The 22772-nt window shown below is 35.6% G+C and carries 21 protein-coding genes, 1 tRNA gene and 1 other RNA gene; 7 read left to right on the top strand and 16 right to left on the bottom strand.

Features of this window, described 5'->3' with window-relative positions; translation table 11 throughout:
- Positions 1 to 280: 280 nt before the first annotated feature.
- Positions 281 to 358: transfer RNA gene (locus GXX20_04405), tRNA-Pro, on the bottom strand.
- A gap of 292 nt (positions 359 to 650) precedes the next feature.
- On the opposite strand from GXX20_04405, the gene GXX20_04400 reads away from it, so the two are divergent.
- Both GXX20_04400 and GXX20_04395 read left to right on the top strand, forming a co-directional pair.
- Positions 651 to 1364: a tRNA 2-thiocytidine biosynthesis protein TtcA gene (locus tag GXX20_04400; GenBank protein ID HHW30904.1), complete on the top strand. Its 714-nt coding sequence runs from the start codon at positions 651 to 653 to the stop codon at positions 1362 to 1364.
- A gap of 26 nt (positions 1365 to 1390) precedes the next feature.
- Complete coding sequence (locus tag GXX20_04395; protein HHW30903.1) at positions 1391 to 4246, top strand: phosphodiester glycosidase family protein; 2856 nt, start codon at positions 1391 to 1393, stop codon at positions 4244 to 4246.
- 147 nt (positions 4247 to 4393) lie between these two features.
- On the opposite strand, the gene galU is transcribed toward GXX20_04395, so the two are convergent.
- Entirely contained in the window at positions 4394 to 5311 is a 918-nt protein-coding gene (galU, locus tag GXX20_04390; protein HHW30902.1) for a UTP--glucose-1-phosphate uridylyltransferase GalU, read from the bottom strand.
- A gap of 716 nt (positions 5312 to 6027) precedes the next feature.
- Here galU and ffs point away from each other — a divergent pair.
- The 4 genes from ffs to recR all read left to right on the top strand — a co-directional run bounded on the left by ffs (position 6028) and on the right by recR (position 9318).
- Positions 6028 to 6292, top strand: an RNA gene (gene ffs, locus GXX20_04385) — signal recognition particle sRNA large type.
- Between the two features lie 171 nt (positions 6293 to 6463).
- Positions 6464 to 8257, top strand: coding sequence for a DNA polymerase III subunit gamma/tau (dnaX, locus tag GXX20_04380; protein HHW30901.1), 1794 nt, complete (start codon positions 6464 to 6466; stop codon positions 8255 to 8257).
- An 86-nt stretch (positions 8258 to 8343) separates the two neighbouring features.
- Positions 8344 to 8688 (top strand): YbaB/EbfC family nucleoid-associated protein, encoded by a 345-nt coding sequence (locus GXX20_04375; protein ID HHW30900.1) that lies wholly within the window; start codon positions 8344 to 8346, stop codon positions 8686 to 8688.
- 27 nt (positions 8689 to 8715) lie between these two features.
- Positions 8716 to 9318 carry a recombination protein RecR gene (recR, locus tag GXX20_04370; GenBank protein ID HHW30899.1) on the top strand — a complete coding sequence of 201 codons (603 nt, stop codon included), beginning with the start codon at positions 8716 to 8718 and terminating at the stop codon, positions 9316 to 9318.
- 108 nt (positions 9319 to 9426) lie between these two features.
- Here recR and wecB read toward each other — a convergent pair whose 3' ends face one another.
- The 8 genes from wecB to GXX20_04330 form a co-directional block, all read right to left on the bottom strand.
- Positions 9427 to 10560 carry a UDP-N-acetylglucosamine 2-epimerase (non-hydrolyzing) gene (gene wecB / locus GXX20_04365; protein HHW30898.1) on the bottom strand — a complete coding sequence of 378 codons (1134 nt, stop codon included), beginning with the start codon at positions 10558 to 10560 and terminating at the stop codon, positions 9427 to 9429.
- Positions 10561 to 10686: 126 nt separating this feature from the next.
- A complete protein-coding gene (locus tag GXX20_04360; protein HHW30897.1) occupies positions 10687 to 11886 on the bottom strand; it encodes an undecaprenyl/decaprenyl-phosphate alpha-N-acetylglucosaminyl 1-phosphate transferase in 1200 nt (399 codons plus the stop codon).
- 91 nt (positions 11887 to 11977) lie between these two features.
- A complete protein-coding gene (locus GXX20_04355) occupies positions 11978 to 12415 on the bottom strand; it encodes a cytidine deaminase (protein ID HHW30896.1) in 438 nt (145 codons plus the stop codon).
- Positions 12416 to 12445: 30 nt separating this feature from the next.
- The gene (gene upp, locus GXX20_04350) at positions 12446 to 13075 is read right to left on the bottom strand and encodes a uracil phosphoribosyltransferase (GenBank protein HHW30895.1); all 630 of its coding nucleotides are present in this window, start codon (positions 13073 to 13075) and stop codon (positions 12446 to 12448) included.
- A 4-nt stretch (positions 13076 to 13079) separates the two neighbouring features.
- Positions 13080 to 13538: a ribose 5-phosphate isomerase B gene (rpiB, locus tag GXX20_04345; GenBank protein ID HHW30894.1), complete on the bottom strand. Its 459-nt coding sequence runs from the start codon at positions 13536 to 13538 to the stop codon at positions 13080 to 13082.
- 87 nt (positions 13539 to 13625) lie between these two features.
- On the bottom strand, positions 13626 to 14132 hold the full coding sequence (locus tag GXX20_04340) for a low molecular weight protein arginine phosphatase (GenBank protein HHW30893.1): 507 nt from the start codon (positions 14130 to 14132) through the stop codon (positions 13626 to 13628).
- A 2-nt stretch (positions 14133 to 14134) separates the two neighbouring features.
- Positions 14135 to 15223, bottom strand: coding sequence for a threonylcarbamoyl-AMP synthase (locus GXX20_04335; protein ID HHW30892.1), 1089 nt, complete (start codon positions 15221 to 15223; stop codon positions 14135 to 14137).
- 104 nt (positions 15224 to 15327) lie between these two features.
- A complete protein-coding gene (locus tag GXX20_04330; GenBank protein HHW30891.1) occupies positions 15328 to 16071 on the bottom strand; it encodes a ZIP family metal transporter in 744 nt (247 codons plus the stop codon).
- A 193-nt stretch (positions 16072 to 16264) separates the two neighbouring features.
- On the opposite strand from GXX20_04330, the gene prfA reads away from it, so the two are divergent.
- Positions 16265 to 17344, top strand: coding sequence for a peptide chain release factor 1 (gene prfA / locus GXX20_04325; protein ID HHW30890.1), 1080 nt, complete (start codon positions 16265 to 16267; stop codon positions 17342 to 17344).
- 104 nt (positions 17345 to 17448) lie between these two features.
- On the opposite strand, the gene GXX20_04320 is transcribed toward prfA, so the two are convergent.
- From GXX20_04320 to GXX20_04295, 6 genes are all read right to left on the bottom strand, one after another.
- Positions 17449 to 18648 carry a DUF4097 domain-containing protein gene (locus GXX20_04320; protein ID HHW30889.1) on the bottom strand — a complete coding sequence of 400 codons (1200 nt, stop codon included), beginning with the start codon at positions 18646 to 18648 and terminating at the stop codon, positions 17449 to 17451.
- Positions 18649 to 18680: 32 nt separating this feature from the next.
- Positions 18681 to 19055, bottom strand: a complete 375-nt coding sequence (locus GXX20_04315) for a DUF2089 domain-containing protein (GenBank protein ID HHW30888.1) — start codon at positions 19053 to 19055, stop codon at positions 18681 to 18683.
- 266 nt (positions 19056 to 19321) lie between these two features.
- Positions 19322 to 20752, bottom strand: a complete 1431-nt coding sequence (locus GXX20_04310; protein ID HHW30887.1) for an FHA domain-containing protein — start codon at positions 20750 to 20752, stop codon at positions 19322 to 19324.
- A 40-nt stretch (positions 20753 to 20792) separates the two neighbouring features.
- Positions 20793 to 21008, bottom strand: a complete 216-nt coding sequence (locus tag GXX20_04305) for a hypothetical protein (GenBank protein ID HHW30886.1) — start codon at positions 21006 to 21008, stop codon at positions 20793 to 20795.
- Positions 21009 to 21080: 72 nt separating this feature from the next.
- Positions 21081 to 21944, bottom strand: coding sequence for a type II secretion system F family protein (locus tag GXX20_04300; protein HHW30885.1), 864 nt, complete (start codon positions 21942 to 21944; stop codon positions 21081 to 21083).
- A gap of 7 nt (positions 21945 to 21951) precedes the next feature.
- Positions 21952 to 22695 carry a pilus assembly protein TadB gene (locus GXX20_04295; protein ID HHW30884.1) on the bottom strand — a complete coding sequence of 248 codons (744 nt, stop codon included), beginning with the start codon at positions 22693 to 22695 and terminating at the stop codon, positions 21952 to 21954.
- Positions 22696 to 22772: the final 77 nt, after the last annotated feature.

Raw genomic sequence — 22772 nt, 5'->3', positions numbered from 1 at the left:
ACTTATTAAAATCAGTAAACTCAATAGCATGTTAATTATAAATTGCAATTCATATAATACCTCAATAACAGGATTTTCACTGTACTACATAACATTTAACCATATATTTTTCCTGATGATGACATTTTATGCAATACCTCACTATACTAGTCCTTTTGATATTTTGAAATAAATTTATACTATTAAAAAAAATTATCCTTAAAAATTGTTACATTGTCAATAATCCCACTAGGAAATTCATTTGATTTATTATAACAGGAAAAACTTGCTTGATTTGTATTGGTCGGGGTGACAGGACTTGAACCTGCGACCTCATGGTCCCAAACCACGCACTCTAGCCAAACTGAGCCACACCCCGATATAAAATTTAAAACAATATTTAAGACAAAAGAATTTTACTATAATAGTAGCTTTTGTTCAATTCTGCCTGGTGTTATTCAGACAGGTTTATATTAATTTTCCTCCCAATAGCTTCATAATTAATCATTATACAGGATAAAACAAAAATATGATTTATTATATTTTATTAATAATATTATAAGTTGTCAATTTTCTGTAACAAAACATTAACTTAATACGTCTAACGGTATGATATAATAAATTAAAAGGTGATTATATATTATGTAAACTCATACATTATTTTATAAGAGGTGTTGCTTATAAAAAGAGTTTTTGGACAGGTCAGAAGAGCTCTACAGGATTATAATATGATACAGGACGGAGACAGGATTGCAGTGGGTGTGTCAGGAGGTAAGGACAGCCTTACTCTTCTAGTTGCATTAAGAAAGCTTCAGGAGTATTATCCAAAAAAATTTGAATTGGAAGCAGTAACCCTTACTATGGGCTTAGGTGAATTTGACCTTTCCCCGGTAAAGGAATTATGCCAAAAAATAGGTATAAATTACACAATAGAGGAAACTCTTATTGGTAAAATAGTATTTGAAGCAAGACAGGAAAAGAACCCCTGTTCCCTTTGCGCCAATATGCGACGAGGAGCATTGAACAATGTTGCTAGAAAATTGAATTGCAATAAAGTAGCGCTTGCCCATAACAGGGATGATGTTGTGGAAACCTTGTTGCTGAGCACTTTATATGAAGGCCGTTTCCACACTTTTTCTCCTGTAACATATCTTGACCGCAAAGGTATTACCGTTATAAGGCCTTTAATATATACAGAGGAAAAGGAAATAAAGGAATTTGTTAAAATCCATGGCCTTCAGATAGTTTCCAATCCCTGTCCTGCCAATGGCAGAACCAAAAGGCAGTATGTCAAGAATCTTTTGTCAGAAATGTTCTGGGAGAACAAAAGCGTAAAAAACAATATATTTAGCGCAATAAAGCGTTCACATATTGATGAATGGTAAAATTCACACAAAAGTAGGAGATACATATGAATTACAGAAGAAAAAGAACTATAACTATTATTTTATCATTATTACTTTTGTTTTGGACTCTTATTGTCCCTGCATATGCGGAATCTGATTTCCGTGTCATTTATGAAACAGTTAATTATCAAACAATTACATCAGGAGTTACCTATGAAAACATAACCCGCTTCACTGTTGAAGGATGGCTGAATATTAATGTAATACGAGTGGACTTATCAAATGAAAACATTGAAATTGACACATTAGCAAATACCGATTCTCTTAATAAGTTAACTTCCACAAAGACTCTGGCTGAATCAAGAGGAGCAGTGGCTGCTATAAATGCCAGTTTCTTTACTCCTACAGGAAATGGAACCGGTTATCCAGACGGTCCTATAGTTGAGTCAGGCAAGATTATTTCGTCTACCAGTGAATACAACCTGTATGGGAATTATATGGCATCCTTTTCCCTGGATAGTTTTAATAATGCTTTTTATGACTTTTGGAAAAGCAGTATTTCTCTGCTGGTTCCGGAGGGTGAGCCAATAGCTGTCGGGCAATTTAACAAACCAAGTAGAGTTCAGTATAAAGATTATACGGTTATTGACCGTAGATGGAGTGATACTTCAATTGGTGCCAGCGAGGAATACCCTGATATAGTTGAAATGGTTGTAATTGAAGGCAAAGTAGTTGAATTCCGCCAGGGCCAGCCACCCATTCCCATGCCGGAAAACGGATATGTGGTGGTAACAAGGGAACAAGGCGGAATCAGGCTCATGGAATGTTTTAAGCCTGGTGATGATGTTGAGTTAAGCATTACTACAACACCTGACTGGAATAACTATAAAATGTCAGTTACGGGAAGTTCAATACTGGTTAAAGACGGTAAGATACCAGATAAGTTTTCATTCGATTTGCCCTATATTTCTAAACGTCAGCCGAGAACTGCCATTGGTACCTCTAAAGACGGAAAGCAATTAATACTGGTTACTGTTGATGGCAGGCAGAACAGCAGTATAGGTTTGACTCAGCTTGAAACAGCACGCCTCATGCTTGACCTGGGTGCTTATAATGCTATAAATTTTGACGGGGGAGGTTCAACTACTATGGTTGGAAGGCCCCTTGGATCAAATAACCTGAAAGTTCTCAACAGTCCTTCAGATGGTATTGTCAGAACTATATCCACAGCCATCGGCATCTTTTCAATTGCTCCTCCTGGACCATTGGCCGGCCTGGTTATCGAATCGGAAGATGAGAATGTTTTTGTAAATACTTCCAGGGCATTTACGGTGAAGGGATATGATAAATATTTCAATCCTGTTTCCGTTGACCCTTCTCTGGTAAGCTGGAGTGTTTCAGGTATATCAGGTAATTTTAAGGATAATGTATTATATCCGCAATCTGTTGGTGAAGGTACAGTTACAGCAAGAGTAGGAGATATTTCTGTCTCTGCCAATATTAGTTCCTTAAGTTCACCCGTAAAATTGGTACTGGAACGGAAAGAAATTAAGCTATCTACTAACCAGACTCAGAAAATTAACATCACTGGTTTTAACAAGAACGGATTTAAAGCTAAAATTTCACCAGAAGATGTTAACTGGTTTGTGACTGATGACTTAGGTGAGTTTAATAATGGAATATTTACTGCAAAAAAACCTGGAACAGGATATATCAGTGCTTCCATAGGTAATATTCATTCCTATTGCGCATTGACGGTAATTTCTGAAGAGAATATAATCGCCGATTATTTTGAGAACTTAAATGGTTCATTCATTTCTTATCCTAGTTATGTTACCGGAGAATATGAACTTTCTTCTGAGCATGTACGTACTGGAAATTATTCAGGACGTCTGGCTTACAATTTTACTGAATCTGAAGAAACCCAGGCTGCATACCTGGTCTTCTCAAATGATGGAATACCTCTTGAGCCCAGAATATCAAAAATAGGAGTATGGGTATATAACAGCAGCATTAATTCTAACTGGCTCCGCGCAGAAATTATTGATTCTTCTGGTAAAAAGCACCTGGTTAGCCTGTCTCAAAATATGGATTGGACAGGATGGAAATATGTAGAAGCTTCCTTGGATAATATTAATTCTCCTGCATTGCTTACAAGACTCTATATTGCAAAGGTACACCCTATTGCTGATTCTGGTAGCATTTTCTTTGACAACCTTAATCTTGTATACTCCATAACACCACAGACAGATTTCATTGAAATACCTGAGGATACAGTGTATATAGATGAAGATAATGTAAGTGAAATATATCAGGCAACCCCTGGTTCTTTCAGATTTTCAGTTTTCGGTCAATCACGGAATACCTGCAACCTGCTGGAAAACATACTTGTGGCCAGGTTAAATGAGAAAATCAATAAATACATTGATTATGGAGTCTTTGTAGGAAATTATTCGCAGGAAGCATCTCTCGCTATAGAAAAACCTCTTCTGCCATCAGGTTCCGGATATGCCTCCGTAGATATAGAAAGTACCAGATTCATCAGGCTGGATACCAGCAAAGGAGGTTTAAGAGCAACCGACCCGGAACAATGGTTCTGGCTTTATGACCAACTGGAAAGCTTTAATGGCAATAATATTATGATTTTCCTTGAGTCCTCTCCTAACTATTTTAATGATAATTTAGAAGCTGGTCTTTTTAAAGAAACCCTTACTGAATACAGGAAAAAAACTCTAAAGAATATATGGGTATTTTTTAAAGGACAAAAGAATGAAAGCTATATGGAAAGAGGTATAAAATATATATCTACAGCAGGATTTGATATTGAAGACCTTAAGCCTGACAATGCGGATCAGGTTAAGTATGTGCTTGTTACGGTAAAAGGCAACCGGGTTATATACGAGTTCAAGCCTATATTATGATTTGTAGATTTATAGCAGTTAATTAGCCGTTAATTGATTGTAACCAGCTGGTTTCAAGTGTATTGTAAGAAAAATTAAAACCAGGTGCACTCCCTCTCACTCTTCTTGAAAAGGCACCTGGTTCTTTTATGTTCCGGTATATTTCGCCTATATTGAGGTGTTAAACTTATTGGTTAATTGTTTTAAATACCTTGAAAAATCCTCTCTTAAGTCTTCCCTCTTTAGGGCAAATTCAACATTGGCTTCCAAAAATCCTAACTTATTACCTACATCATATCTTTTACCAATAAAATTATAGGCATACATTTCTTCATCTTTCAATAGACTTCTCAAAGCATCTGTAAGCTGGATTTCTCCCCCTTTTCCGGGTTCAGCATTTTCCAGGTATTCAAAAATTTTGGGGCTTATTATGTACCTGCCCAATATGGCAATATCCGAAGGAGCATTATCCTTATCAGGTTTCTCTACCATATCTGATATCTTATAAACTCTTTCCTCAACTTCAATACAATCTACTATGCCATATTTTGAAACATCTTCTTTGGGAACTTTCTGCACTCCCACAACAGAAGTATCATATTTCTCATAAACTTCTAACATTTGTTTAAGACAAGGTACTTCGGAATCTACTATATCATCTCCCAACAATACAGCAAAAGGTTCATCTCCTATAAAGGTTTTAGTGCAATATATTGCGTGTCCTAATCCCCGTGGCTCTTTCTGTCTTATGTAGTATATGTTCACAAGATTGGATATATCCTGTACCAGCTCAAGCAAGTGTTTTTCACCTTTTCTGTTAAGAATATCCTCCAACTCGTAAGATTTATCAAAATGATCTTCTATAGCTCTTTTCCCTCTTCCTGTAACAATAATTATATCTTCTATCCCGGAAGCTATAGCTTCTTCTATAATATACTGGATTGTAGGCTTGTCCACTATTGGAAGCATTTCCTTAGGCTGAGCCTTTGTTGCAGGTAAGAATCTGGTTCCAAGTCCTGCAGCCGGAATGATAGCTTTGCGTACTTTCCTCAAGTTATTCTCCTCCTTTTGCCTGTATTCATACATAATAGTTGATACCCCTATCTTCTTATATAATACCTGCAAATTTTGGCAAAAGCAAATGAAAATAAGGTATGCTTGTCGAAGTATAAAACCGGCAGGTAATTTCAGAATAAAAAATAATTGGATAATTTTATTTTATCAGGGCAAATTAATGTAAATAAATTATTTTTGAATGGAAGTGGTCTCTTGAAAAAAGAAATAAAATCTGATATAACTACTTTAAGTGAACATGATAGAAAAGTTTTGGATAAGTATTCTTCATTTTCTTATAGTTTAATAGAAAATCAGGCAACAATGCAAACAGCTATGTCTGAATCTTCGAAAAAACGAAATCACAAATTAATGGATCATGACAATAATTATTAAATGTTCATTATTTGTTTATATTTGTAATCTTAACTTAATATTATAAATAGAAATATGTGGTATAATATATATACCACAGCCAATAATACTAATTTTTTCATTTTTGTTCCTCCTTTTAATATAGATTTTTTAGTTTATTTGATTTTTATTATTTTAAAGCACTTATATTATTTATCTGGAATTATTCTTAAATTATAATTAAAGTGCTTTATTTTTTTTGCTTATTTTGATACTTAATGATATTTATACTTACAAAAATTGCCATGAGTAAAAATTGAATTTGCCTTGATATAATTAGTATAATTGTTTATAATAATTAAGTAATTTTAATAAGTTTGTTTATCAATCTTTGGTCGTGCTAGACGGGGAGGTAGCGGCACCCTGAACCTGAAATCCGCTATAGCAGGGTTGAATCCCCATTCTCGGCTTGCTAACTGTAGGGTCTGCCCTTTATAAGTGGCAATGAAAGCCGGGTCTTACGCAATAGAAACTTGTGAACCCCGCCAGGTCCGGAAGGAAGCAACGGTAAGCAATCATTTCTATGTGCCGTAAGGTTGCCTGGTTCGAGTTAACTGTACTGGTAACGCTTATGGTTAGAAGTCAAAAATGGGTGCACGGCCAATTATAATTAAATCCAGCCTGAACGTTCAAATAATCATATTATTTTATTCAAATTACTAATTCAATAGTGTATAATTTGAATTACCACATAACTTAGCAATCAGCTGGAGATTATAGTGGTAAAGGTTATTGCTGTAAAGTTTTGGATCTTAGGAAGCGAGGATCATTATGTCTTACATTGCTCTTTATAGAAAATGGAGACCTCTTGTTTTTGAGGATGTAGTTGAACAGGAGCATGTGGTGCAAACCCTGAAAAACAGCGTTAAAACCGGCAGGATTGCTCATGCTTATCTTTTCTGCGGAACAAGAGGCACCGGCAAAACCACCATGGCGCATATATTTTCAAGGGCAATTAACTGCCTTAATCCTAAAGATGGTGATCCCTGCAATCAGTGTGAAATTTGTACTGCCATACTTTCCGGCACCTTGCTGGATGTTGTGGAAATCGACGCTGCTTCAAACAACAGTGTTGACAATGTTAGAGAAATCAGGGATGAAGTAGTATATACGCCTTCACGGGCAAGATATAAAGTGTATATTATAGATGAAGTACATATGCTTTCTACAGGTGCCTTTAATGCTCTGTTAAAAACCCTTGAAGAACCTCCCCAACATGTTGTGTTTATTCTTGCAACTACAGAACCTCACAAACTTCCCGCAACAATATTGTCCCGCTGTCAGAGGTTTGATTTCAGAAGAATTACTATAGACAGCATTATAAAAAGGTTAATGTTGATAGCAGAAGCTAATAATCTTGTTCTCAATAAAGATGCAGCAAGACTTATTGCCCGTTTATCCGACGGAGCTCTCAGGGATGCTATAAGTCTGTTGGACCAATGTATTTCAACCGGTAATAAGGAAATTACCTATAAGCTTGTTATGTCAGTTGTAGGAATTGCCGCTGATACATTTATTTCAGATATAGTTGATTATATAATTGATAAGAACGTGGAAAAACTGTTGACAAACCTGGATAAATTAGTTCAGGAAGGTTTAAATATAGCCCGGTTTGTATCTGACCTTATCAGCTACTACAGAAACATGCTTATTTGTTCTGTTTCGGATAATCCGGAGCATATAATCGAAACATACCCAGAAGCCCTGGAAAAATTGAAAAGGCAGTCCCAAAATTACTCTGTTAATGAGATATCTGCCATAATACAAGAACTCTCTTCCCTGGAAGGAAGATTAAAGTGGGCTAACAATCCCAGAATTATACTTGAAGTTTCCTTAATAAAAATTTGCCAGGGACTTGATTATTCTTTTGACTCAGAAAATAATTTTAATAATATGACTAAGAAAACAAATGAGAGTTTAAAAGCAGGTAATGCTTTACCGGAGGACAGTAATGACAGAAATAATATCTTGCTTAGAAGAATATCCGAGCTGGAAAAAAAGGTTGAAGAATTAACTATTAAACTTCGCTCTGAAAAATTGCCTCATGAATCACATGAGAATCATATACCACAAGATATACAGGAAAAAACCGTTTCACCAAAAAATAGCAGAAAAAGTAGCGGGAAAAAAGCTGCTTCTTTGGAAAATGATAAAGAAGATTTAAAACCTAGCCATGATTCCAATATTTCTGAAAATTTATCTGAGGTGTGGAACAGTATAATTAAGCAATTATTCAGCCTTGGAAAAGTATTTCTATATACTCACCTGCTGGATACAAAAGCAGTTAAACTAGACGGCAGTACTATTGGTATAGTATTCCCAAGGGACAAATCTTCTTTAAAAAATGCCGTAAATACTCATGAAAACCTGCAGGCAATAAGTAATTTACTGAGTAAAGGCTTGGAAAAAGAAATCAGAATAAAACTGCTCGACCAGGATGATTATGAAAAAAAGCTTGAAAAGAAAGAAAAACATGATAAGGATGATCATTATCAGGAAAAAATTAAAGAAGTGTCAGAAAAGCTCAAGATCCCGGTAGACAAAATTAATATAATTGATGGATAAGGACATAATGTAATACATTCTTGAATATAATTGTTCCATTGCATATAATATTGTTGTTGATTTATTCATTATCAGGAGGTAGTATAATGGCACGAGGCGGATTCTCCGGTTTTGGCGGAGGAAATATTAATCAGTTAATGAAACAGGCACAAAAAATGCAAAAAGATATGGCCAGACTTCAGGAAGAATTGGAGAATAAAACTGTAGAAGTAACTGCAGGCGGCGGTGCTGTAACAGTAGTTGCAACAGGTAAGAAAGAAATCAAAGAGATCGCAATAAAACCTGAAGTTGTCGATCCTGAAGATGTTGAAATGCTGCAGGACCTTATCCTTGCTGCAGTAAATGAAGCATTAAGAAAAGCTGATGAACTGGCAAACTCAGAAATGAGTAAAATCACAGGCGGATTAGGAAACCTGCCTGGCATGTTTTAGATAATTATAGAATGGCGGTTATCACATATGGATTTTTATGCATCTCCTGTTGCCAAGCTCATTGAAGAATTTGAAAAGCTGCCCGGAATCGGGCACAAGACCGCTCAGAGGCTGGCTTTTCATATTCTGAATCTTTCGGAGGAAAGAGCTTTAAGTCTATCAAATGCAATAAGGGAAGCAAAAATTAAAACGAAATACTGTTCCGTGTGCTGTAACCTGACGGACTCTGACATATGCAGTATATGCAGTAATAAAAAAAGAGATCCGTCAGTTATTTGTGTGGTTGAGGACCCAAGGGATGTTGTAGCTATGGAACGCACCAGGGAATTTAAAGGGCTATATCATGTGCTGCATGGAGCAATTTCACCTATGGCAGGAATTGGTCCTGAAGATATAAAAATAAAAGAGCTGCTCTTAAGGCTTAAAGATAATCCAAATGTAAAAGAGGTTATTCTGGCAACAAACCCAAATATCGAGGGTGAGGCAACTGCAATGTATATATCAAAGCTTCTCAAACCCCTTGGAATAAAAACTACAAGAATCGCCCATGGCATACCTGTTGGCGGCGATCTTGAATATGCTGATGAGATTACATTGGCCAAAGCCCTGGAAGGCAGAAGAGAGATATAATGATGAAAGCACAGGGACTGTTCTTCTTTGCATAGAATCCACGAAGCATTGCTTTGTCATTAAAAGCCTTTTATCCTTTGGTTTAAAGTTCTGGTTAAATAAAAACCTTCACGAAACAAAATCCTCAGGTCTTTTATCAATTATTCCAAATCTATAAAGCAAGGCATTAACTATACGTTCTGAGGCTCTTCCATCACCGTATGGGTTAATTGCCCTTGCCATTTTGTTATATTCATTTTCATCTTCCAGCAGTTGGCAGGCCATATTGAAAATCTTTTCACGGTTGGTACCTGCTAATTTTACCGTACCTCTCTCCACAGCCTCCGGCCTCTCAGTTTCATTTCTGAGCACCAATACAGGTTTCCCAAGAGCCGGGGCTTCTTCCTGAATACCACCGGAATCAGTTAATATAAAGTAGGACCTGTCCATCAGGTTATGCATATCTTCCAGATCAAGAGGATCTATTAAATGAACTCTTCTGTGAGATCCAAGAATACTCCTTGCGGTTTCCTGTACTGCTGGATTTAAGTGAACAGCATATACTATTTCCACATCGTCATATTTCTCCGCCAGGTCATAGAGTGCTTTGCAAATGTTAACCAAAGGCTCACCAAGATTTTCTCTTCGGTGGGCTGTAACAGTTAAAATACGGGATTTAGAAAAATCAATTTTTTGGAGAGTAGCATTCTGAAAGATATAGTCTTTTCTTACAGTAGTTTTTAAAGCATCTATAACAGTATTTCCCGTAATAAATATTTTGTCTTCTTTTATTCCTTCATTAATAAGGTTTTTCTTATTTGAAAGAGTAGGAGCAAAATGTAAGTCTGATAATACACCTGCCAGCCTTCTGTTCATTTCTTCAGGAAATGGAAAATATTTATCAAAAGTTCTTAACCCTGCTTCTACGTGGCCAATTTCTATCTTCTTATAAAAAGCTGCAAGACTTGCTACAAAACACGTGGATGTGTCTCCATGAACAAGCACTATATCAGGTTTTGTTTCTTCAAGGACTTTGCTCAAACCCTCAAGAGCCTTGATAGTTATGTACTCTAAGGATTGCCTTTCCTGCATAATATTTAAGTCAAACTGAGGATCTATCCTGAATATGTTTAGTACCTGGTCCAGCATGCTTCTATGTTGGGCCGTTACGCATACAACAGATTCTATTTGGTCATGTTTACCTATTTCCTTCACCAAGGGTGCCATTTTAACAGCATCAGGCCTGGTGCCGAATATTGTCATAACTTTAATCTTCTTCAATTTTCTGCTCCTAAAATAATATAATTTTTTCTAAATTATTTATGACTTAACATTGTATTAAGATATTAAGCGCATTAAATATATTTTAACATTGTATATTATTCTCATTTAAGGATTCTCAAGCTTCTTCATATCTTTAATAACTATCTTTGAAGTGTTTTTATTCTGATCAACTTTGTCAATAAGCTTTTCTCTTAACCTTTCATTGCTGGCAGAACCTTTTTGATCCTTATTGTTTTCCTCATAAACATCGTTTGAAATTTCACTCATATACCGGGCTCCGCCAATCACAAATGCCGATATGGTAATAAGAAGAATTACAGCACTTAGAGCACCTTTATTTGCAAGTACTATAGCACCTAAACCCAGAGCAGCGCTTGCAAGATACAAAATCATTACCGACTGTTTCTGGCTCAGCCCCATATCTATCAATTTATGATGCAGATGTCCCCTGTCCGCAGTCATAACCGGTTTTCCGTTAATCAGCCGTCTTATTATTGCCAAAGCAGTATCAAATATAGGAAGACCGAGGACCAGAAGAGGTATTACTATAGATATGGTAGCATAGGATTTAAGCATACCCTGTATGGATATTACACCAAGAGTAAATCCGAGAAAAGCTGAACCTGTCTCACCCATGAATATTTTAGCAGGGTTGAAGTTAAAGGGCAAGAATCCCAGGGTAGCACCTGCAAGAGCAGCAGTTAATATGGATATGTTATGCCCTGGTTCCAAAGATACACCAAGAACAGAAACGAAAAACAGTGACAACGAAGATATTGAGGATACTCCTGCTGCCAGCCCGTCAAGCCCGTCAATCAGATTAATAGCATTGGTTATCCCTACTATCCACAATATTGTTAAAGGATAAGAAATATAATCACTTAATTCTATATAGCCCTGTTCTGAAAAAGGATTTGTAAATACGGAAATTTTTGTATCGGATATCAAAACAACAGTTATAGCTGCAAGAATCTGGAACAGTAATTTTGTTTTTGCTCCAATATGTTTTATGTCATCAATAATGCCCATTATAACTATAATAACAACACCCGCCAGCAGTCCCCAAAGTCTGCGGTCAGGTATAAAAATATCAGTCTCTACTATTAAGTTATAAAAAATAGTTATTAAAAAACCAGTTATAATTGCAGCGCCACCAAAAAGCGCAATTGGTTTATTATGAATGCGTCTGGCATCTTTGGGATAATCAACCGCACCTATTTTAAAAGCAATCTTTTTAGCTACAGGTGTAGCTGAAAAAGATACTATAAATGCAAGAATAATAGAAATTAAATACTCTATATACAAATTAAAGCACCTTCTTTTGTAAAGTAAAGGGTATACTTTTAGTATACATTTTTAGTATACATTATACCCCGTTAAACATTATTGCATACAACTACACTTTAACTACCCTGACACCAGCTTCTTGTAAAAGGCTCATTGCTAACTCATCAGGATATTCACCCTTGAATACAATTTTACTTATGCCTGCATTAATTATCATTTTCGCACACATAACGCAGGGTTGATGAGTTATGTACATTATGCCTCCCTTAACGCTGGTTCCTGAATAGGCAGCCTGAACAATTGCATTTTGTTCAGCATGTGTTGCCCTGCAAAGCTCATGTCTTTGACCGGAGGGTACCTGTAATTTTTCTCTAATACAACCAACCTCTGAACAATGCTTACATCCAACCGGAGCCCCGTTATATCCACTGGCAAGAATTCGTTTATCCTTTACTATTATGGCACCTACCTGTCGTCTTAAACAAGTTGAGCGTGTCTTAACTATTTCAACAATCTCCATAAAGTATTCATCCCATGAAGGCCTCATACATTTTCCCCCAGTGTAAATTACCGAAATCTATTTTGTGCCAAAAAGCCTGTCTCCTGCATCTCCGAGTCCCGGTACTATATAAGCATGATCATTTAACTCTTTATCAACAGCAGCACAATATATTGCTACGTCAGGATGATCTTTATTAATTCTTTCTATACCCGCATTAGCAGCAATAATGCACATGAGCTTAATGTTTTTCACTCCTCTTTTTTTCAGGAAGCTTATTGCAGCTGAAGCGGAACCACCTGTTGCAAGCATTGGATCTAAAACTACTATGTCTCTTTCCTCAACATCAGTGGGGAGCTTACAATAATACTCTACAGGTTGTAGAGTTTCAGGATCCCTATAAAGTCCTATATGTCCAACCTTTGCCATTGGAACCAAGTCAAGCATGCCGCTTACCATACCCAGGCCGGCTCTTAATACAGGCACCAGGCCCAGTTTTTTCCCTGATATTACTTTTGTTTTAGCAATACCAACAGGTGTTTCAACCTCTATCTCTTTTAAAGGTAAATCACGTGTTACTTCATAGCCCATAAGCATAGATACTTCAGCAACCAGTTCTCTGAACTCTTTTGTATTTGTATTTTTATCTCTGAGCAAAGATACTTTATGTTGTATTAAAGGATGATCAAATACGAAAACATTCTTCATAATTTTATTCTCCTGTTCTGGAATATTTTCTATCAATAGCCGTCATCTTATCAATTCTTCTTTGATGTCTTCCACCTTGAAACTCTGTCTTTAGCCAGGCTTCGACAATATCCAAGGCAACGCCAACACCAATAACCCTTTCTCCTAAAGCAAGGATATTTGCATCATTGTGTTCACGGCTCATTTTTGCCATATATGTATCAGTGCAGAGAGCAGCTCTGATACCGGGAACCTTGTTAGCAGTAATTGATATGCCTATACCTGTCCCACATATAATTATTCCCTTTTCACACTCTCCGCTGCTTACAGCTTTAGCAACCATCTCTCCAAAATCGGGATAGTCCACCGAACAACAATCATCATTGGTTCCAAAATCTTTAACTTCGTAATTATTCTCTTTTAAATACTTTATAATCTCTGTTTTTAACCTGTAACCTGCATGGTCACTGCCAATAGCTATCATAGTCTTCTCCTCCAAAAATATTCTATAGTAACAGTAGAATAATGTCAAAAAAATTTGCTGATTTTGATTATTATTTGGATTAACCTGTCAGCTAAAACTACTAGTTTTTAGGATAGAAATCAGCTTTTCAACAGCTTCTTTTATTTCTACCGCACATTTTTTATACTCATCAATAGACTTGCCAAAGGGATCACTAATATTCAGGTTGTAATCATATTCAAATTTATTCTTATTTATTATATTATCATAGACAAATTCTTTCAAGGTAAATATTTTATTTTCGAATTCCGGATATTTATAGAGTAAATAATCTTTATGTTCACTGGACATTGTAAGTACTAAATATGCGTCTGATATAATGTCACGGTTTATTAATGTGGCACCATGTTTGCTCAGATCAATATCCCATTCTTCCTGTAAAACTTTTATGGCATTAGTGCTTGCAGGTGCACCCTCAAAAGCAGCTATTCCTGCTGATATTGCAGAAAAACTATTTTCAAGATCATGACTCTTTTGTACAATATCATTAAAAAATTCCTGAGCCATAGGACTTCTGCAAGTATTACCTGTACAGACAAACAATATTTTTTTCATTCTTACCACCCTACATTAATAATATTATAACCTGCTGCCTTATTTAATCTATTCATTATTGCAAGTCCTATTCCTGTGCTTTCAACAGCTTCTGCAAGTACTACTTTTACCCTGCGGTTATCAAACTCCCTTAAAGCCCGGAATAAATTTGCAGCTATAGTTTCGGGTTTTTCCCTGTCTCCAAGTAAAATAATTTCAGTATTTTGGCAAATTATGTCGTCGTCATAATAGAAATTTTTAGTCTGTTCAGTGGCCATAATTCCAACTTTTAAACCTTTTTCAATATAATGCTTTGCCATCCTGATAATTTCCCCAGCTACAGCTGAAGGTCTTCCTTCAATAACGATTACTTCTGCTTCAGGAGAATAATGCTTATATTTTAAACCGGGAGATTTGGGAGTATAATTAGTATTCCCGCTTCCCTTTGCCGTTATCGCTGGATCTATCTCTACTGTTCCCAATACCCTTGAAAGCTGTGAAGGTGTTATTCCACCAGGCCGAAGTATCACAGGCGGCCAGGTGGTTATGTCCAGCACCGTAGATTCAAGACCAACTGTTGTTTCTCCAGAATCTATTATTACATCAATTTTCCCCGACAAATCCTTTATTACATGTTCTGCTCTTGTGGGACTAGGCTTACCTGAAGAGTTTGCGCTTGGAGCACTTATAGGTACTCCGGACTCTTTGATTAAAGCCATGGCAACCGGATGGGAAGGCATTCTTACCGCAACTGTGTCCAAACCTGCTGTAGTTATGTAGGGTACTCTGTCCGTTTTCTCCATTATAAGAGTTAAAGGGCCCGGCCAGAACTCGTCTGTTAATTTTTTAACATATCCTTCCAAAGCAACCTTGGATACTATCTTTATATCATCCTTACACGCTATGTGTGCAATAAGAGGGTTGTCTGGCGGCCTTCCTTTTACTTCAAAAGTTTTTCTTACCGCTTCTTCATTTAGTGCATTTGCTCCCAAACCGTAAACAGTTTCTGTAGGAAAAGCTACAAGTCCTCCATCCCGTATGACCTGTGCAGCATATCTTAGCTTGTCCATATCAATATTGTCAGCATAGAGTTTTATTATTTCTGTTTTCATCTTGGTTGCCTCAAAAAACATAAATTTCGCAATTACATATTCTCCAGATGCAAATATATTAAATTACAAATATTATGCAATCAGTATACATAGTATATGTCAAATCAACTGTTATATTTTGAAATTATTATACCACAAATTATGCCAATAATGTTCCCAACCGAAGATAGTCTTCCTAAATAAATTCTTTTTGACTCAGGTATCATTTCTCCCAAAACAATATAAAGCATAGCTCCTCCTGCAAAACTGAGACAGGCTGCAATCATATGGCTGGATATATTCCCTAACGCAGCCCCTATAAAAGCCCCAATTCCCATTGGTACTCCAGACAAAAGAGTGTAGACAAAAGTTTTTAATTTTGAAACTCCTCCTGCTCTCATTGGAACAGCCATGGCAATTCCTTCCGGGATATCATGGATAACAATTACACCTGTTATTGTAAATCCCAGCCTTGTAGAAGCTTCAAATCCCGATCCCACTGCGAATCCTTCAGGGAGGTTATGTAATGCTATTCCTATAGCCATTAGCATTCCAGCCTTCAACAAACTGCTATTCTTATATTTTCCTGCCATAAGGTCAGATTTTTTAATAAAATCTTCAATTAATATAATAGCAGCTACACCTGAAACCAATCCAATAAAAACAGGATATACTCCTCCAAGATCAAAGGCCTCAGGAATAAGTTCAAAACATACCACCGAAGTCATTATTCCTGCTGAAAATTCAATAATAAAGCTCAGTATGCGGTTGCTGGCATTACCTATAAAGAACGCAATTATTCCACCAAGCCCCGTGCCTATTATACCTGAAATCAACCCATAAACAGTAACTCTTATAAGATGTTCCAAAAGACATCACCTGGCTAAATGATACAGAAGTTAATATTGCTATTGTTATGAGTATTCAAAAAGAAGAGATAATATTAGTTTTATAGATAACAAAAATGTTTTATGCTATAATATCTTCGATAATCGCCAAAATAACCATGTATATTATTTTATTATATTATTAATTTATAATTTATGAATTTGAGGTGTAATAATGTTTGACAAGCTTGATGCTGCAGAAAACAGATATGAAGAAATAAGTCACAAGTTAAGTGATCCTTTAGTAATAGAGAATCAGGATGAATATAAAAAATTAATGAAAGAATTTTCTGAGCTTGAAGAAATAGTTACCAAATACAGAGAGTACAAAAAGGTAAATAAAGATATCCAGGATGCCAGGGAACTCCTTGAGAACAAAGAAGATAAGGAGTTTCATGAACTGGCGGAAATGGAGCTTGAAGAAGGAAAGAAGAAGTTGGAAAAAATCACTAACGAGTTAAGGTTGCTCCTTATGCCCAAAGATCCTAATGATGAGAGAAGTGTAATAATGGAAATCCGCGGAGGAGCTGGGGGAGATGAAGCAGCCTTGTTTGCCGGGGATCTCTTCAGAATGTACTCCATGTATGCAGAGCGAAGCCACTGGAAATTAGAGGTATTAGACTCCAATCCTACAGAAATAGGAGGCTTTAAGGAAATAGTTTTTTCCATTGATGGCAAAGGTGCTTACAGCAAGCTCAAATATGAAAGCGGAGTTCACAGGGTTCAAAGAATACCGGTTACCGAAGCGGGAGGAAGAATCCACACTTCCACTGTTACTGTTGCTGTCCTTCCCGAGGTGGAAGAAGTTGATGTAGAAATAAATCCGGCAGACCTCCAGATAGATACTTTCCGCGCAGGAGGAGCCGGAGGACAGCATGTAAATAAGACCGACTCAGCTATCAGGATTACACATATACCTACAGGTATTGTGGTAAAATGCCAGGACGAAAGATCTCAGCATAAAAACAAAGATAAAGCAATGAAAATTTTAAGATCAAAACTTTATGAAATGGCACAGCAAGCTAAGCATTCTGAAATTGCCCAGGAGAGAAAAAGCCAGATTGGTACCGGTGACAGAAGCGAAAGAATAAGAACTTATAACTTCCCTCAGGGAAGAGTTACAGACCACAGAATTGGTTTAACTTTATACAAAATAGACTCCATTCTTGACGGAGATCTTGATGAAATCATCAATGCATTAATTACGTCAGATCAGGCAGAAAAGCTTGCAGGCGGAAGTTTTAATGATGAATGAAGAAGCACGGGGGGAGCACGGGGACGGTTCTTTTGCTTCCAAAAAAGCGGAAGCAAAAGAACCGTCCCCGTGCTTCCAAAAGAACTGTCCCCGTGCTTAGGTTGCTATTTTACAACTTCAATGTCCCCATTCATGGTTTCAGCATTCACGTATACCCTTTCAGCATATTGTTCATAGTTTTTGCTCTCAGCTTCAATAAATGTTCCGTCTGTTCCCCTTTTAGTCACAGTATTGTATGTCATTTCAGGTATCAACAGGCTAACGGAACCTAAACCGGTTTGAGCTTTAACTTTGTACCCCTTGTTGTCCATGTCGTTCATATTAACCTTTATGCCTCCGTTAGTAGTTTTCAAATTCATGTCTAACTGAGGCGTATCCTGATAATTTTGAGCATTTTCTATAAAGATTTTGCCATTGGTTGTAAGGGCTTTAAGTATGGCAGCTTTAACATTTTTAATATCAATAATTGAATTACTGGTATTAATGTCAATATTTTTTGCTATCACATACCCAATTTGAACTTTACCATTCTTAGTGCTTGCAGATAATTCATTGCAAGTCACACCTGCCAGATCAATGGGACCGTTTTTAGTATTAACATTCAGATAATCAGACAGTGAATCTTCAACATAAATCTTCCCGTTTCTGGTGTTTAAAGTAATCTTTTTAAATCTGATGGCTGGTACAAATATCTCATGGGAAACACTAATACCCGAATCTTTACTCAGGGATAGATTTACTGAATCATTTTCTGTGCTGAAGACTAATATTTCATCTGCATCATTTTGCGGACTTCTTACTTTCGATCTTATTGAAATTTTATCATCCTGATGCTTTTTAAGATGTATATTGCCATTTATACCGGTTATATTAATATCCATTCCTTCTTCAGCAGGTACTTCAAATTGCCTTTCAACTACTTTATAACTCCCAAAAATGTTGAAAGTGTTTGTGTCAACGAAACTGCCAACAAATTCAATCATTCTTTCAACTGCATTAAACGTAGTTGAAGCAACTGTTTTCCCTATCTTTTCTACCTTGTTTCCAAATTCCTCCATTACTTTGTCAAATTCCTTTTCGTTATACATTTTCTTAAAATCTTTTTTCCACTGGTTTATTTTATCGCCCAATTTTGAGATTTCATCATAAAAGTTTGGTTGTTTTGATTGCCTGGAGTTTTCCTGATAAGATGATTTCTGAGAGCCAGCTTCTAAAGCCTGGATAAGCCTCGCTGCTTCCTCGCTGTTAATTTTCCCTTCTTCAAGCATCTTAAGTACAAACATTCTTTCTTCATTCAATGACATAAGTATTCTCCCTCCTTAAACTCATAAAGATATTATTGACCCCTTAATAATTCAATAGCTTCTTCTACGCTGATCTCTTTATTACTGATTTTCTCAAGAATTTCTTTTCTGTTGGTTTCGTCATCAGGCATAACCTCTGAAGCTTTATGTCCAAGCGCTGCAGCAACATTTTCCAGTCTGTTTTTTACTGTAGGATAGGATACTCCTAATTCCCTTTCCACTTCTTTAATATTTCCTCCGCATTTGATAAAAACATCTATGAAATTCTTTTGTTCAGGGGTAAGTTTACAAAACTTGCATAGTTGGAATCGCCCTTCAATAGTTGTTCTGCAATCCCTGCAGGTTATTCTGGTAATATCAATGTTCGCATTACATATGGGGCATTTTCCGGGAACTTCTAAATACATGAAATCACCTCTTAAAAAATTTAATTAATTATTGCCAGAATGTTAATAATCATAATTTTTACATTAATAATATTAATTACTATATTTATAATATTATTATTCTCCTCAGCTGTCAATATTATTCAGCAGGAATTTATTAAAAAAATTAATCAGGTTATTAAATTTATTTATATCCTGATTAATTTTTTTAATAATAATGATATTAAAATCCAAAACCCTGGTAGCAGTACCAGTATAATTTTACAGTTATTGGATGTCTGCTTTTTCTAGCCTGCTTCAAAAAGTGTAGGATTAATAAATATGTAATCCTCATTTGCCAAAGTAATTCTGTCTCCGTTAAAAATCTTATATTCCTTATTGCTTTCAATCCTTACATTATTTATATAAGTGCCATTCACAGAATTAAGGTCTTTTATGTAATACTGATTTTCCAGACATATAATCTGAGCATGAATTTTTCCTATGGCCTCATTACTTATAACATGGTCTACATATCCCTTTAATCTTCCGATAAGAAAATCTCCTTTTGAAATAAATATCAACTCATTATTGTCCTTATTTGCTCCTTTTAAAAAGGGATGATTTTCATTGGAAGATAACAATACTGTATCATTATGGTTTAATTTTACTTTTTCCATATCTAAACCTCTTTGTTTTTCTAAATCTATTTTCATATCCATATTTTCAATTTCATTCCAATATTTTTCCTCCTTAAAACTGTTTTTATCAGGTTCTGCTTTTGGAGAAGGTATATTTACTTGCTTTTCAGAACCTGAAACCCATATTCTCCTTAACAATACAAAATTCACCGCACCAATAACTAATGCAACTCCAAAGTATGTATTCCATGAGTTATTTTCACTGGGCAAGACAACATATTTATTAATAAAAACTATCACTATTGCAGCGACCTGTATTGCAATTATGGCCATAAAAACTATAAGTTTGGTATTTCTTCTTTTATCCTCGCAATTCTTATCCTTGTCATTTTTGCTATTATCATTCTTACCCTTGCTACCTTCATTACCACTACCATTTCCAAATCCTCTGTCATCCTCCTGTACGTAAATATACTGATCTGGTTCTGTTATACTTTCATTTTCTGTACAGGGGCCACTTTTCATAGCTGTCATATGCTCCAGCATATTGGTAAAATTTTTTATATTAAAGGTTTCAGATTTGACAGACATGAGGATTTTATGAAGATAATTGTCGCAGGCACCTTCATCTATGTCCGCAATATCTAGTATCATTCTTAATATAAAATCTTTGTACTCCTGCAAAATATCTCCTTCCATGTCAACAGGCAGGTATACAAGTGAAACCTGCAAATTTGCAGGATTAATAAATATGTAGTCTTCATTTAGAACAAAATTATTCTCATTAAGAAGAAATTCTTTAGAACCTATCAGCGTCTTTCCAATACTCCATAGTATTTTTATAAGTTCATCCATGCTTATCTTTCTTCTTTTCAAAAGCTGGGATAACTGAAGCTGTGAAGTAATGTTGTAGTACAAGCTGGTACTTTCATTATTAAATCTGATATCTAAAGGCAGAATGTTTTCCACCTTGTTTCTTGCTATCATTTCAACCTGATAATTCTTAACTTTGGTTGCTTGGCTTGATTCTAGTATTAGGTAGCTTGAGGATACACCGTATTCATAAAATACATGGTACACATCCTTTAGGAACTCCATAAAGTGCAGCCACCTCCCTCGTGAATATTTAACCAATTGATCAGTTTATAGGGTTTTGGTTTCTTATATTACCACTGTTTATATCATCAAAAATTGTCTCATTACCAAATACCCCTTCCATAATTCCCGTGGCAAATTTAATTATTGCGTCCCGGAAAATAAGAGCAATACCTACCAATACTGCAATAATTACTACAATTTCCACCGTGCCCAAACCATCTTCCTCCTTAAGGAAATTTTTCAGAAGTGTAAACATTTTTCTCCTCCCTTAAATTACTAATAAAATTAAATATAATAAAAAAAGCAATTCTGCCAAGTAACATCATTATCAAATCATCTGGCCTAAAGATAAAATAGCAGGCGTCGTCACAATGGCTAATATGGCGGCAAACATAAGCATTAATGGAAATATCATTTTTGTGGATGCTTCCTCCCCTAATTTTTTTGCTGTATTTTTTCTCATTTGCCAGCAGTCATTAGACTGAACCCTTAAAATAGAAACCAGCTCAGAATTGCCTTTTTTAATATTCTGAATCATTACTGACACAAACCTCGTTATTTCCGGGGTCTTGCATCGTTTTGCAAAATCAATATAAGCCCTGATCTCAGGCTTGCCACTTCTTATCTCTGCCAATACTCTCCTTAATTCATCTTTTAGAGGACCTGGTTTATTATTTTCAGTTACCACTTTCTCCCACGCTCTCGATATTGTCATGCCGGCATTTATCAGCAATATTAATCTGTTAAGGAAATCAGGAAAATCAATCTGTATGGCTGTACGCCTCTCATTTATACGGCGGTTCAGCTCATAATCCGTAAAGTATAATACGCTTAATATCAAAGAACATGCAAAAATCCAGAATCCTTTATCAAGGGATGCAAAACTTCCGACAAAAAGTATAAACTCTATACAAAACAATAAGAGGATAATTTTATTTGCCAGGTGAATTTTAACATAATATCTGGCATCCTTTAATCCGGAAAGCTCGGTAAACTTACTGTAAAGTATCCTGTCATAAGATTTATTAAATTTATACTTTACCAGATCAATAATATGCAAACCGATCACAAGAAAATCTTTTAGTGGATATTGTTTAGAGTCAAGAACTGCAATATGCCGGGAATATTTTTTTCTTGAAAAAAAGTATAATAAAAAAATGCTTAATGTATAAATTGCCAGGATAAATTTCATTGCTTTCCTACACCCTTATATCTGAAATTTTTTTTGAAATTAAAAAAGCCGCAATAAACAACAGAAGGCATATGGTCATTACTATTCTGCCAGGTAATGTATAAAATACAGGTTTTATATAGTCTTCAGCATATATGGAAAGCAAGAGGATAATCAGTATGGGAATAATGTTAAGAATTCTTTGTTCAAACTTCTTTTCTGCCAGCATGATGTCAATTTCCTGCTGTATTTCTATTTTGTCATTGATTATACTTGAGGTATTTTTTATTACTTCTATTAGATTTCCTCCGGCACGATTAGCGACAGAAAAAACTTCAGAAAAATTATAAATATCATCTATTCCGCTCCTTTGGGCAAAATCATGAAAAAGAAGCTCTATTGGCTGGTTCATCTCCAAGTTTCTTATCATCCATTTTATTTCCTGATTAATATAGGCATCAGCCTCAGGATATATGATTTCAAGATCATTTACTATATCCTTTATGGCCAGTTCTACAGATTTACCCGCTGAAAGTGATGAAGAAAGAGAATATAACATATCTTTAAATTGAATACTTAATTCTGCCTTTCTTCTTTTTATTATTTCTTTTCTTTTTATTTCCGGATAAAACAATGCTAATGGACATAGTAACAAGGCTATTAAACAGTTTCTGTAAAATATTAATCCAATTACAAATATAACAATAGCTGCAGTAATTACATAAAAGATTTTTTCTCTTACGGACATGATATACTGATTATAATCAATCATTCCAGATATCTGTTCCTTTCTTAATACTTAATTTTTCTAAAGAGACCTATATTACGCCATGGAAGAATTATCCCATT

The organism is Clostridiaceae bacterium, from assembly GCA_012840395.1.
GTDB lineage: Bacteria > Bacillota > Clostridia > Acetivibrionales > DULL01 > DULL01.
This window is presented reverse-complemented; position numbering and strand designations above follow the sequence as displayed.